11 protein-coding genes and 1 pseudogene are annotated in these 12,383 nt (G+C 70.0%); 4 read left to right on the forward strand and 8 right to left on the reverse strand.

Going from position 1 to position 12,383, the window contains the following annotated elements:
• Positions 1-147 precede the first annotated feature (147 nt).
• Positions 148-1,110: an FAD-dependent oxidoreductase gene (locus tag ACFYRX_RS36930; protein ID WP_389109697.1), complete on the forward strand. Its 963-nt coding sequence runs from the start codon at positions 148-150 to the stop codon at positions 1,108-1,110.
• On the opposite strand, the gene ACFYRX_RS36935 is transcribed toward ACFYRX_RS36930, so the two are convergent.
• The 3 genes from ACFYRX_RS36935 to ACFYRX_RS36945 all read right to left on the reverse strand — a co-directional run bounded on the left by ACFYRX_RS36935 (position 1,100) and on the right by ACFYRX_RS36945 (position 4,589).
• Entirely contained in the window at positions 1,100-2,317 is a 1,218-nt protein-coding gene (locus ACFYRX_RS36935) for a GNAT family N-acetyltransferase (protein WP_389109700.1), read from the reverse strand. The two genes, ACFYRX_RS36930 and ACFYRX_RS36935, sit on opposite strands and share 11 nt — an antisense overlap.
• 102 nt (positions 2,318-2,419) lie before the next feature.
• The gene (locus tag ACFYRX_RS36940; protein WP_389109703.1) at positions 2,420-3,913 is read right to left on the reverse strand and encodes an alpha/beta hydrolase; all 1,494 of its coding nucleotides are present in this window, start codon (positions 3,911-3,913) and stop codon (positions 2,420-2,422) included.
• Positions 3,914-3,992: 79 nt separating this feature from the next.
• A complete protein-coding gene (locus ACFYRX_RS36945) occupies positions 3,993-4,589 on the reverse strand; it encodes an SMI1/KNR4 family protein (protein WP_389109705.1) in 597 nt (198 codons plus the stop codon).
• 101 nt (positions 4,590-4,690) lie between these two features.
• Between ACFYRX_RS36945 and ACFYRX_RS36950 the strand changes: the two genes are divergently transcribed.
• Genes ACFYRX_RS36950 through ACFYRX_RS36960 form a run of 3 tightly spaced genes read left to right on the forward strand, consistent with a single transcriptional unit; the run spans position 4,691 to position 6,450 of the window.
• A complete protein-coding gene (locus ACFYRX_RS36950; protein WP_389109707.1) occupies positions 4,691-4,822 on the forward strand; it encodes a hypothetical protein in 132 nt (43 codons plus the stop codon).
• Complete coding sequence (recO, locus tag ACFYRX_RS36955) at positions 4,819-5,568, forward strand: DNA repair protein RecO (RefSeq protein WP_389109709.1); 750 nt, start codon at positions 4,819-4,821, stop codon at positions 5,566-5,568. Before ACFYRX_RS36950 ends, recO begins: the two co-directional genes overlap by 4 nt.
• Before the next feature lie 33 nt (positions 5,569-5,601).
• Complete coding sequence (locus ACFYRX_RS36960) at positions 5,602-6,450, forward strand: isoprenyl transferase (protein ID WP_389109712.1); 849 nt, start codon at positions 5,602-5,604, stop codon at positions 6,448-6,450.
• 29 nt (positions 6,451-6,479) lie between these two features.
• Here ACFYRX_RS36960 and ACFYRX_RS36965 read toward each other — a convergent pair whose 3' ends face one another.
• The 5 genes and pseudogenes from ACFYRX_RS36965 to ACFYRX_RS36985 all read right to left on the reverse strand — a co-directional run bounded on the left by ACFYRX_RS36965 (position 6,480) and on the right by ACFYRX_RS36985 (position 12,288).
• Positions 6,480-8,879 (reverse strand): M4 family metallopeptidase, encoded by a 2,400-nt coding sequence (locus ACFYRX_RS36965; RefSeq protein ID WP_389109715.1) that lies wholly within the window; start codon positions 8,877-8,879, stop codon positions 6,480-6,482.
• Positions 8,880-9,088: 209 nt separating this feature from the next.
• Entirely contained in the window at positions 9,089-9,505 is a 417-nt protein-coding gene (locus tag ACFYRX_RS36970; protein WP_389109718.1) for a Fur family transcriptional regulator, read from the reverse strand.
• Between the two features lie 158 nt (positions 9,506-9,663).
• Positions 9,664-10,563, reverse strand: a pseudogene (locus ACFYRX_RS36975) (metal ABC transporter permease); the annotation flags it as partial.
• The gene (locus ACFYRX_RS36980; RefSeq protein ID WP_389109721.1) at positions 10,563-11,321 is read right to left on the reverse strand and encodes a metal ABC transporter ATP-binding protein; all 759 of its coding nucleotides are present in this window, start codon (positions 11,319-11,321) and stop codon (positions 10,563-10,565) included. The gene ACFYRX_RS36980 and the pseudogene ACFYRX_RS36975, both read right to left, overlap by 1 nt.
• A gap of 19 nt (positions 11,322-11,340) precedes the next feature.
• A complete protein-coding gene (locus ACFYRX_RS36985; protein WP_389109724.1) occupies positions 11,341-12,288 on the reverse strand; it encodes a metal ABC transporter substrate-binding protein in 948 nt (315 codons plus the stop codon).
• Positions 12,289-12,383 lie beyond the last annotated feature (95 nt).

Here is a 12,383-nt window from a genome sequence, read left to right on the forward strand (position 1 = left end):
ACAGGGCGACACACCCTCCCACCTGGGTAACAGGCCATGTCCCAGAGAGAATGGCATCGTTGCCGCACTCCCCGACCGGCCGACGGGCGTGCCCACGCCGGTTCGGTTAGTCTCGAAGTCCGGTGCCGGACGACGGAGGGTGCAGCGGTGTCGGCCAGTGCAGTGGTGATCGGCGCCGGAGTCTCAGGACTCACCACGGCGGTGTGCCTGGCGGAGTCCGGGATGGACGTCCGGGTGGACACCGACCGGCTCCCGGGCGACACGACCTCGGCGGCCGCGGGCGCGATGTGGGACCCCTACCTGGCCGAGCCGAGAGACCTGGTGGACCGTTGGAGCCGGCAGACCCTGGCCGAGCTGACAGCGCTGAGCACGGACGCCGATACCGGCATCCGGCTCATGGAGGGCACCCACGAGTCCCGCATCCCGTGCGACATGCCGGCCTGGGGCAGCGCGGTCGGCGCGTCGCCGTGCCCGCCGGAGGACCTCCGGGACGGATATGTCACCGGCTGGCGCTACCGGGCTCCGCTCGTCGACATGCCCCGCTATCTGGACCATCTCCTCCGACGGCTGGAGCGGGCCGGCGGGTCCGTTCGACAGCACCGCTACGACTCCCTCGGCGAGGCGCTCGCGGAGGCCCCGGTGGTCGTCAACTGCTCGGGCGCCGAAGCCCGGTTCCTGGCGGACGACCCGTCGGTGGACGCGTTGCGCGGCCGGCTCGTCGTGCTCGAGAACCCCGGGATCGGAGCCTTCTTCTGCGACGACACCCCCGGCGCCGAGGAGCTCACCTACATCTACCCGCACGCGGACACGGTGGTCCTCGGTGGCACGGCCGAGCCGGGGGCCTGGGAGCTATGGCCCGACGAGGATGCCGCCCGGGAGATCGTCCGGCGCTGCGTGGCAGTCGAGCCGTCGCTCGCGGGCGCCCGGGTGATCGAGCAGCGGGTGGGACTGCGGCCGGTCCGCGGCAGTGTGCGCCTGACGGGCGAGTGGCACGGGGACACACTGCTGCTGCACAACTACGGCCACGGCGGCGCCGGAGTGACGCTGTCCTGGGGCTGCGCCCGCGAGATCGCGGAGCGGGTGCGGACGGCCGCAGGACCTAGTCGATGAGCTGCCACTGACGGCGCTCCGCGATGTCGGCCTCCGCGCCACGGCGGAAGAGATACAGCCAGGTCCGGACCGCGAGCGTCACGGTCAGGGCGATGGTCCACGGCCAGCTGGTGGCGTCCGCCGCCACCAGCGCCGCGCCGACCGTGGGCGAGGCCGCCGTGAACAGTGTGAGTGCGGTCTCGGCCAGGCTGCGCCGGAACCGGTGGGCGATGGAGAACTCGGACCGCTCGTACACGGCGATCGCCACGCTGAGCAGGACGGCCAGGACCATGGTCGACCAGGGGTCGCCGCTGGCCTGCGCGTAGGTGACGGGAAGCGAGATCAGGAAGGGCAGCACGCCGCCGTACTCGGACAGCACGTTCCCCCACTTCATGATCTTGCCGAACGAGTTCGAGCGGATCCGCGCGAGTTCGCCGGAGGCGCTCGCGTAGACGATCAGGGAGAGCACGGTGCTGAACGTCGCCGCGATGAGGAGCAGACGTACGTCGTCGGGAAAGCGGGCGGACGAGAAGGCGAAACCCAGCAGGAAGGTGATGGCGGCCAGTATCGAACCGGAGAACGCGATGCCGGCCGCCGCCTCCCCGGACTGGAGGGTCGCGGGGTCGTCCTGCTCGAACCGGGCGATCTCGAAGGCGGGTTGACCGCCCAGGGTCACCAGCGCGGTGACCGCGTGGCCGGAGGGTGACAGGGACTCCATGAGCTGTCGCCGGTCGGCGACGGGGACGAGGTGCCTGGAGTCCGGATCGATGTACTCCACCCGGGACTTGTACTGGTAGTGCAGGTGCGGGGCGCCGCCCGGGCCGTCGGCGCGCATGACCCGGGTTCCGATGAACCCGCAGGCCAACAGGAGGTGCATCACCGCCAGTTGCTCCGCTCTCGCGAGGGCGGATATCAACGGTGGCTCGGCCGGCCTGCGGGAAAGCTCCTTCACCATCTCGGTCAGGAGCCGCCTGGCCAGGCCCTGTCGGCGATGCCCGTCACGGACTGCGATCACCGACAGCCGCGCGTGCCCCGGCGCGGGCGCTTCGGCGGTGACGCACCCCACCAACTCGCCGTCGGATTCGGCCACCCGGACCAGATCGAGGTTCAGGGCGGTGGCCAGGAGCGCTTCCGGGGGAACGGCGGTCGGCTCACAGGTATCGGCCAGCAGGGAGCGCAGCCGGGCCAGATCGGCGGGGGAGGCCGCCCGGGTGGAGCACGCAGCCATGTCCGTCCGTTTCGTTCGACCCGGCCAACGCCGGTCAGGTGATCGCCGACCGCTGAATTCTACCGATCAACTTTTCCTCGTACAGGCGTAGTTGGTGCTCCGTCAGGAGCAGTGGAGGTCCGTGGCCGGTCGCTTGCCCGTGGCCAGGAAGCGGGACACCGTCGCGTCGCCGCACGCCGTGCCGTTGTCCAGGTAGGCGTCGTGGCCGGTGGAGTTGTTGGTGATCATGACGGCACGTCGGCCGAGGGCCTCGCGGAGCTTGAGGGCGCCGCTGAGGGGGGTGGCCGGGTCCCGTTCGTTCTGGACGAGCAGGACGTTGGACGGGCCGCGGTCGGTGACGTGCACCGGTGCTTCCCTCGGCTCCCACGGCCAGGTGGCGCACGGCATGGCGTTCCTCGGCATGCCCCCGGTCAGCGGGTACTTCGCGCGGCTCTCGGCGACGCCCTTGCGGTACACCTCCGGGTCGCCCGGCCAGTCGGCGTCGTTGCAGATGGTGGCTGCGGCGACCGCGGTGACGTTCTGGAGAACCTCCTCGGGCGGGCCCGCCGGTGCGGGCGGCACCGTGCCCTTCTGCGCGGCGAGGATCAGCTTGGCGAGCGCCGGGTAGTCGTCGGGGTCGTAGAAGGAGTCGAGCATCGACTGGCGCAGGACGTTGCCGTTCAGCTCCGCCGGGTTGGCGCCCGGCCAGGGCAGCGGCTCGCGGTCGAGGCGGGCCGCCAGGCGCAGGAAGAGCGGGCGCACCTCGGCGGCCGTGTCGGCGAGGCGGTCCGGATTGCCGGGCGCGGACGCCCACTTGGCGAACTCCGGGAAGTTGTCCTCGGCGCCTCGCTCGAACGCGGCGAGCCACGCGCGCTCCGCGAGGACGGGGTCCGCGTTGTCGTTGCTGTCCAGGACGACGCGGTCGGTGCGCTGCGGGAACAACTGGAGGTAGGCGGCGCCGACATAGGTGCCGTACGACACGCCCCACGCGGACACCTTGCGCTCGCCGAGCGCGGCGCGGACGCGGTCCAGGTCGCGGGCCTCGTTGAGGGTGCTGATGTGCCGGATCAGTTCGCCGCCGTTGCGTGCGCAGGCGTCGGAGATGCGCTTGCCGGCGGCCATGGTCGCATCGACCGAGCCGTCCGCGGCGGGCCAGGGAAGCAGGGTCGTCCGGGCCAGGTCCCGGTGTTCGAGGCCGCAGTCGACGGCCGTCGAGGGCGCCATCCCGCGCGGCGCGAACCCGATCAGGTCGTAGGCGTCCCGCACCTTCTGCGGCAGCTTCTGCCCCTTCTTCGAGGGATCGTTCATGCTGTCGCCGCCGGGCCCTCCGGGAATCAGCAGCAGGGCACCGTGCCGGGCGGCCGGATGCTCGGCGGGGATACGGGAGACGGCGATCTCGATCTTCGGGCCGTGCGGGTCGGCGTAGTCCATGGGCACGGAGACGGTCGCGCACCGCTGACGCGGATCGAGGCCGCTGCCCTCGCACTTGGTCCATTTCAGCGCCGTCGGCTTGGCAGCGGCGTATGCGGATGCGGATGCGGAGAGCGGGGTCAGGCCACCGAGGAGGACCCCCGAGGCGGCTGCGATCAGAGCGAGGCTTTTCGTCATCTGCTTCATGACCACGAGCCTCGCGGACCCCACGCGTCCACCCCATCCGGCCAACTGCCTTGTCTGTAGGGGGGTTTACCCCCGCGCGTCAGCCGACGTGCCACTCCAGCATCCGTCCCTCGTGCAGAACGGGAACACGGGGGAGGGATGTCACCGGGGTTCCGTTCTCCATCGAGTCGCACAGATCCGCCAGCATGAGATCCAGGCGCGGCCACCGCATGTGGTACTCGGGATCACCGAACGACATCTCCCCGATCTCTCCCCAGTGCTGCGGCCGATGGTCCATGAACAGCAGAGCACCGGAGAAGTCCTGCGCGAGGGGAACCCACCGGCTGTCGGCGATCCGGCCGAGGACCAGGTCCTCCTCGCCCTCCTCGCGGGCGTCCTCCACCATCGACACGAGATCCCGGTGCGCTGCCAGAATTCCGTCGACGTCCAGGAGGCTGTAACCGAGGAGGAAGGCTCCCGGTTCCGTACTGGCCCGCCGCATGACGACCCCGTTGTGACGTAGGAGTGTCGTCCGCACAGCCTCGTGGACGGGGAAGCCGAGCCCTTCCTCCAGCCGCTCGATGTCCCTCTCGGTGCAACCCTCCCGCAAGACCCCGTGATCTCCGGGGGCGTGCGCGGCCAGCCAGGCCTCGAAGCGCTGCCACAACTCGGTGGGGTCGGGTGTTCCGGTAGTCATGAGGGTCAGGATGCCGGAACGCCCCCTCGGGGTCGGCACCGGCCCGACCACAATCGCGGACGTGGACGACGAGGGCTTCCGGGGTAGGCGAGAATGGCCCCATGAGTCTGTTCCGCGACGACGGCATCGTGCTGCGCACCCAGAAGCTGGGCGAGGCGGACCGGATCATGCTGTGCTGTCCCGGGGGACGACCCCCGGACCCCCGGCCGAATGCTCGCGGGGGTGCGCGATGAGCCTCTTCCGTGACGACGGCATCGTGCTGCGCACCCAGAAGCTCGGGGAAGCGGACCGGATCATCACGTTGCTCACCCGTGGGCACGGGCGGGTGCGGGCCGTGGCTCGGGGGGTGCGGCGGACGAAGTCGAAGTTCGGGGCGCGGCTGGAGCCGTTCTCGCATGTCGACGTGCAGTTCTTCGCGCGGGGGAGCGAGCTGATCGGGCGCGGGCTGCCGTTGTGCACGCAGAGCGAGACGATCGCTCCGTACGGTGGCGGGATCGTCTCCGACTACGCGCGGTACACCGCCGGGACGGCCATGCTGGAGACCGCCGAGCGGTTCACGGACCACGAGGGGGAGCCCGCCGTCCAGCAGTATCTGCTGCTCGTCGGGGCCCTCAGGACCCTCGCCCGGGGTGAGCACGCCTCGCATCTCGTGCTCGACGCGTTCCTGCTGCGCTCCCTCGCCGTCAACGGCTACGCCCCCAGCTTCAGCGACTGCGCGAAGTGCGGCATGCCCGGCCCGAACCGTTTCTTCTCCGTCGCCGCCGGAGGCTCCGTCTGCGTGGACTGCCGGGTGCCCGGCAGCGTCGTACCGTCGCCGCAGACCCTGGAACTCCTCGCCGCGCTGCTTACGGGAGACTGGGAGACCGCGGACGCGAGCGAGCCGCGGCACGTCCGGGAGGGCAGCGGTCTTGTGTCCGCCTACCTGCACTGGCATCTGGAACGCGGGCTCAGATCCCTGCGTTACGTAGAGAAGACGTAGAGAAGCAACCCTGAGAGGGAGACGAGAACCACCATGGTCGTACGCGGGATCCTCGGTCGTCAGCGCCGCGAGTACAGGGCGCCTGAGCCGCACCCGTCGGGCGCGCGTGCGCCGAAGCTCCCCGGCGAGCTGATCCCCGAGCATGTGGCGATCGTCATGGACGGGAACGGCCGGTGGGCGAAGGAGCGGGGCCTGCCCAGGACCGAGGGGCACAAGGTCGGCGCCGAGCGCGTGCTCGACGTGCTCCAGGGCGCGGTCGAGGTCGGCGTGAAGAACATCTCGCTGTACGCGTTCTCGACCGAGAACTGGAAGCGTTCGCCCGACGAGGTGCGCTTCCTCATGAACTTCAACCGCGACTTCATCCGCAAGACGCGGGACCAGCTCGACGAACTCGGTATCCGGGTGCGCTGGGTGGGGCGGATGCCCAAGCTGTGGAAGTCCGTCGCCAAGGAGCTCCAGGTCGCCCAGGAGCAGACCAAGGGGAACGACAAGCTCACGCTGTACTTCTGCATGAACTACGGCGGCCGGGCCGAGATCGCCGATGCCGCGCAGGCCCTCGCCGAGGACGTGAAGGCGGGCCGGCTGGACCCGTCCAAGGTCACCGAGAAGACCCTCGCGAAGTACCTGTACTACCCGGACATGCCCGACGTGGACCTCTTCCTGCGGCCCAGCGGCGAGCAGCGCACCTCCAACTACCTTCTCTGGCAGAGCGCTTACGCCGAGATGGTCTTCCAGGACGTCCTGTGGCCCGACTTCGACCGCCGTGACCTGTGGCGGGCGTGCCTCGAGTTCGCCTCCCGGGACCGGCGGTTCGGCGGGGCCGTGCCCAACGAGGAACTCCTCGCCATGGAGGAAGCGATGAAGGGCGAGCCGGAGGACTGACCTCCGACCCGCCCCCTGCCCGAAAGGGCTCAGCCGGTCGTGACCGCGGTGTCGTCGATCACGAAGCTCGTCTGGAGCGAGGAGTCCTCGACGCCGGAGAACTTCAGGGCGACCGTGGTCCCCGCGAAGGCCGACAGGCTGAAGGACTTCTGGACGTAACCGCTGGCCGCGTTGAGGTTCGAGTACGTGGCCAGGGTCGTCGAACCGGCGGTGACCGTCAGCTTGTCGTACTGGCTGCTGGTGGTGGTCTCTGCCGTGTCGACGTGCAGGTAGAAGGTGAACGTGGTCTTCGTGCAGCCGCTCGGCACGGTCACCGACTGGGAGAGCGTGTCGGTGTGGGTGGAGCCGTAGCCGTCGAGCCAGGCCTTGTACGAGCCGGTGCGGGCGGCCTGGCTGGTGGAGTTGGTGATGACTCCGCTGGACGCGGTCCAGGTCGTGTTGCCCGACTCGAAGCCCTGGTTGCCGAGCAGCTGCGTGACGGTGCAGGTGCCGCCACCGCCGGACGCGCTGACCGTCCAGGTGAAGGCCGCCGTGCCGGTGGCTCCCGTGCTGTCGGTGACCGTGACCGTGGTGCTGTAGCTGCCGGCCGTGGTCGGGGTGCCGGAGATCACGCCCGTGGAGCTGCTGATCGACAGGCCGGCGGGCAGACCGGTCGCGGCGTACGTCAGTGAGCCGCTGTTGGTCGAGCTCGCGCCGATCTGGAGGCTCACGGCCGTTCCGACGGTCGCGGACTGGCTGCCCGGGTTGGTCACCGTCACGCCGGTCGACGGCACGGTGATGTGGCTGCCGACGTTGATGCCCGCGAAGGCGTTGCCGACCCCGGCGTACTGCGCTGAGCTGGTGCCGTAGAGGGCGGCTGCCGCGTTCAGGGCGGCGGTGCGGGCCCCGGCGTAGTTGGTGCTGGACGTCATGTACGTCGTCAGCGCCTTGTACCAGATCTGCAGGGCGGCGGCCCGGCCGATGCCCGCGACGGCGACCCCGTCGGAGGTGGAGCTGTTGTAGGTGACGCCGTTGATGGTCTTGCTGCCGCTGCCCTCGGAGAGCAGGTAGAACATGTGGTTCGCCGGGCCCGAGGAGTAGTGCACGTCGAGGTTGCCGACGCCCGAGTACCAACTGTCCGCGGAGCCGCCGTCCTTGCTCGGCTTGTCCATGTAACGCAGCGGCGTGCCGTCGCCGTTGATGTCGATCTTCTCGCCGATGAGGTAGTCGCCGACGTCGGAGGAGTTGCCCGCGTAGAACTCCACGCCGGTGCCGAAGATGTCGGAGGTCGCCTCGTTCAACCCGCCTGACTCACCGGAGTAGTCGAGGCCCGCGGTGTTGGACGTGACACCGTGGCTCATCTCGTGACCGGCCACGTCCAGCGAGGTCAGCGCGTGGGTGCTGCTGGTGCCGTCGCCGTACGTCATGCAGAAGCAGTCGTCGTCCCAGAAGGCGTTGACGTACGCCGAGCTGTAGTGGACGCGGCTGTAGGCGGCGACTCCGTCGTTCTTGATGCCGCTGCGGCCGAAGGTGTTCTTGTAGAAGTCCCAGGTGGTCTGGGCGCCGTAGTGGGCGTCGACGCCGGCGGTCTGGGTGTTGGAGCCGAGGCCGTTGCCCCAGGTGTCGTCGGCGTCCGTCATCAGGGTGCCGGTGCCCGACGTGCCGTTGTTGAGGCTGTAGGTCTTGTGGCCGCCGCGCGTGGTGTCGTACAGCTGGTACGTCGAGCCGGACAGCGTGGTGCCCATGGTGACCGTGCCGCTGTACTGGCTGTTGCCGGTGCCGGTCTCGATGCCCTCGAAGCGGGAGAGTTCGGCGCCGGTCGTGGCGTCGGTGATGACGTGCAGCTTGCTGGGCGTGCCGTCGTCCTGGAACCCGGAGACCACCGTCTCCCAGGCGAGCTTCGGTGTGCCGGTGCCGGCCCAGATCACCTTGCGGGGGCTCTGCGCGGCCGGCTTCTCGGCGTCGAGCGCCTTGGCGGTGCTGAGTGCCTTCGTCTCGGCGGCCGACTTGCCGAACGTGGCGGTCGTGGACTTGACCGAGACGGTACGGCGGTTGTTGTTGAAGGTCGTGCTCACGGTGCCGGCGGCCAGCGAGGCCGGGGGTGTGTGCACGACCAGGTCGCCGCCGAGGACGGGCAGACCGGCGAAGGTCCGCTCGTAACGGGTGTGGAGGGTGCCGTCGTTGTCCTTGACGACGTCCTTGACGACCAGTTTCTCCTGGGCGCCGAGTCCGAGGGACCGGGCGGTCGTCGCGGTCCTGCCGGCCGCGCTCTTGAGCAGCGCGGTGCGCTGGGCCGGGGTGACCTTCGCCTCCTGGCCTCCGGTGCGCAGGGGGCTGGGGTGGGGTGCCGCGGGCTTCGCAGTCGCGGGGACCGACTGGATGCCTACGGCGAGCAGGGATGCGGCGGCGACCAGGGAGGCGGCGGCCGATCTTCGGGGGGAACGTCTCACTCGTGACTCCTACTGCGACGTGGGGTGGAGGTGCCGTGCGGGAACTGCGTGAGAACAGGACGGAGAGTGGCACGGTTGACCTGGCCATGTCATTCGCGAGCGGGTGAGTCGAGGGTTAACCCTCGACAAAACTGTGAGACGGCCATGAAAGAACCCCACCCGTCGGTCCATGGGTGGGGTCCGTGTCGCCCTGCGGTCAGGTCAGATCGTCAGTCCTTGGCCGCCGCGCAGTCCGCGCAGGTCCCGAAGATCTCCACGGTGTGTGCCACGTTGACGTATCCGTGCTCGGCCGCGATCGCGTCCGCCCACTTCTCCACGGCCGGGCCCTCGACCTCCACCGCCTTGCCGCAGATCCGGCAGACGAGGTGATGGTGGTGGTCGCCGGTGGAGCAGCGCCGGTAGACGGACTCGCCGTCGGAGGTGCGCAGGACGTCGACCTCGCCCGCGTCAGCGAGGTTCTGGAGCGTGCGGTAGACCGTGGTCAGACCGACGGCGTCGCCCTTGTGCTTGAGCATGTCGTGCAGTTCCTGCGCGCTGCGGAACTCGTCGACCTCGTCGAGCGCCGCCGCCACGGCGGCCCGCTGCCGGGTGGCACGGCCCTTCACGGGCGGTCCTGCGGTCGTCACGGGTTCCTCCTTCACCTGGCGTGATCGCCTACGGGGCGTCGGGTGCCGGGTCCGAGACCGGGCTCGACCCTCCGGGCCGCCACGCGCCCCTTCGGCTCTCACACGTCTTGCATCGGCGCCTGCCGGGCCATTGTGCCAGCCCCGTCCGTACCGGGTCGGACGCCGACCGTGCCGTCCGCCTCCCGACTGGCCGGAATCGCGCACTCCGCCGGATCGCCGGCCGGCTGCCGGGCGGCCAGCGCGCGGGCGCGGCGACGGGCCAGCGGGGTCGCCAGGCCGGTCAGCAGGATGAAGGCCGCAATGGTCAGCAGCACGATCGTCGCGCCGGGCGGCACATCCTGGTAGTACGAGGTCACGGTGCCGCCGATGGTCACCGTCACCCCGATCGCCACCGCGATCGCGAACGTCGCCGCGAAGCTCCGGGTGAGCTGCTGCGCCGCCGCCACGGGCACCACCATCAGCGCGCTGACCAGCAACAGGCCGACCACGCGCATCGCGACGGTCACCGTCACCGCCGCCGTGACCGCCGTCAGCAGGTTCAGCGCGCGCACCGGCAGCCCGGTCACCCGCGCGAACTCCTCGTCCTGGCTGACCGCGAAGAGCTGGCGGCGCAGACCGAGGGTGACGAGGACCACGAACGCGGCCAGCACACAGATCGCCGTCACGTCGGACTGCGAGACCGTGGAGAGCGAACCGAACAGGTACGACGTCAGGTTGGCGTTCGAGCCGCCGGGCGCGAGGTTGATGAACATCACGCCGCCGGCCATGCCGCCGTAGAAGAGCATCGCGAGGGCGATGTCGCCGCGGGTCTTGCCGTACCAGCGGATCAGCTCCATGAGGACCGCGCCGAGCACCGAGACGACGGTCGCCATCCACACCGGCGACCAGGAGAGCAGGAAGCCGAGGCCGACGCCGGTCATCGCGACATGGCCGATTCCGTCGCCCATCAGGGCCTGGCGGCGCTGGACGAGGTAGATGCCGACGGCGGGGGCGGTGATGCCGACCAGGACGGCGGCGAGCAGGGCCCGCTGCATGAAGGCGTAGTCGAGGAAGTCCATCAGCTCAGCAGTCCCGTGCGGATCGGCTCGTGGTCGTGGGGGTGGACGTGGTCGTGGCCGGGAAGGGCGTGCTGGCCGACCGCGCGCGGGGGCGGTCCGTCGTGCTGCACACAGCCGTCGCGCAGGACGACCGCCCGGTCGATCAGGGGCTCCAGCGGGCCGAGTTCGTGCAGGACGAGCAGGACCGAGGTGCCCTGCGCGACCTGCTCACCGAGCGTCCGCGCGAGCACCTCCTGGCTGGCCAGGTCCACGCCCGCCATCGGCTCGTCCATGATCAGCAGTTCGGGCTCGGCGGCCAGCGCGCGGGCGATCAGCACCCGCTGGTGCTGGCCGCCGGACAGGGCGTTCACGGAGTCCTTCGCCCGGTCCGCCATGCCGACCAGCTCCAGGGCCCGCCGTACGGCCGCGTGGTCGGCCTTGCGGAGCACGCCGAAGCGGGCGCGCGACAGACGCCCGGAGGACACGATCTCGGTGACGGTGGCGGGGACCCCGCCCGCGGCGGTGGTGCGCTGCGGGACGTACCCGACGCGCGCCCAGTGCCGGAACCGCGCGCGCGGGGTGCCGAACAGCTCGATCTCACCGGCGGCGGTGGGCACTTGGCCGATGATCGTGCGGATCGCGGTGGACTTGCCGGAGCCGTTGGCGCCGAGCAGCGCGACGACCTCACCGTGGTCCACGGTGAGGTCGATGCCGCGCAGTACGGGGCGTGAGCCCAGGTCGGCGCGGACTCCGCGCAGCGATACGACGGACTCGGTCACGCCGTCCTCCGTTTCATGCTCACTTGGCCCCCAACGCGGACCGGAGGGCCTTGAGGTTGGCTTCCTGGACCGAGAAGTAGTCCTTGCCGCGGGACTTGGCGGTGATGCCCTCGATCGGGTCGAGGACGTCCGTCTTCAGCCCGGCGTCGGAGGCGATGGTCTTCGCGGTCTTGTCGCTGACGAGCGTCTCGTAGAACACGGTGGTGACGCCGTCGGCCTTCGCCATCTTCTCAAGGTCCTTGACGCGGTCGGCACTTGGCTCCGACTCGGGGTCGAGGCCGTTGATGGCCTCCTCGGTGAGGCCGTAGCGCTCGGCGAGGTAGCCGAAGGCGGCGTGCGTGGTGATGAAGACCTTGGTGTCGGTGTTCTTCAGCCCCGTCTCGAACTTCGTGTTGAGCGCGCCGAGCTTCTTCACCAGGGCCGCGGTGTTGGCCTTGTAGTCGGCCGCGTGGTCCGGGTCGGCCTTCTCCAGGGCCTTGCCGACGCCCTCGGCGACCTGGGAGTAGCGCACCGGGTCGAGCCAGATGTGGGGGTCGAGGCCCGCGAGCTCGTCGTCGGCGTGGTCGTCGTGCTCGGCCGCGTGACCGCCGACCTCGTTGCCGTGCTTCTCCAGGTCGGTGAGGGCGGCCGCGTCGATCTTGGTCTTGATCTCGGACTGGGCCACCGCGTCGTCGACGGAGGGCTGGAGGTTCTTCAGGTAGAGCACCGCGTCGGAGTCCTGGAGCTGTGCGGTCTGCTTGGCGCTGATCTCCAGGTCGTGCGGCTCCTGGCCGGGCTCGGTCAGGCTGGTGACGTGCACATGGTCCCCGCCTATCTGCTCGGCGAGGAATGCCATCGGGTAGAAGGACGCGACGACGTCGAACCGGTCGGTGTTGCCCGCGGCGGCACTGTCGGTGGAGCAGGCCGACAGGGCGGCGAGGCCGGCGGCCGCGGCCACCATGGGTATGAGGCGTCGTCGTACGTTCATGACAGTCATTTTCATCAAATATGGAAACCGTTGTCAACAAAGCTGGTGAACGGCCTGTAAGCGGCCCACAAGCCGAACCGATTTGATTGAGAGGG

Source organism: Streptomyces sp. NPDC005374 (genome assembly GCF_042872225.1).
Classification (GTDB): domain Bacteria; phylum Actinomycetota; class Actinomycetes; order Streptomycetales; family Streptomycetaceae; genus Streptomyces.

What these genes read in the sequence shown, in the direction of transcription:
- ACFYRX_RS36935 (WP_389109700.1), bottom strand. Translation starts at nt 2,317, where the DNA reads ATGGCTGCGTGCTCCACCCGGGCGGCCTCCCCCGCCGATCTGGCCCGG.
- ACFYRX_RS36940 (WP_389109703.1), bottom strand. Translation starts at nt 3,913, where the DNA reads ATGAAGCAGATGACGAAAAGCCTCGCTCTGATCGCAGCCGCCTCGGGG.
- ACFYRX_RS36945 (WP_389109705.1), bottom strand. Translation starts at nt 4,589, where the DNA reads ATGACTACCGGAACACCCGACCCCACCGAGTTGTGGCAGCGCTTCGAG.
- ACFYRX_RS36950 (WP_389109707.1), top strand. Translation starts at nt 4,691, where the DNA reads ATGAGTCTGTTCCGCGACGACGGCATCGTGCTGCGCACCCAGAAGCTG.
- recO (WP_389109709.1), top strand. Translation starts at nt 4,819, where the DNA reads ATGAGCCTCTTCCGTGACGACGGCATCGTGCTGCGCACCCAGAAGCTC.
- ACFYRX_RS36960 (WP_389109712.1), top strand. Translation starts at nt 5,602, where the DNA reads ATGGTCGTACGCGGGATCCTCGGTCGTCAGCGCCGCGAGTACAGGGCG.
- ACFYRX_RS36985 (WP_389109724.1), bottom strand. Translation starts at nt 12,288, where the DNA reads ATGAACGTACGACGACGCCTCATACCCATGGTGGCCGCGGCCGCCGGC.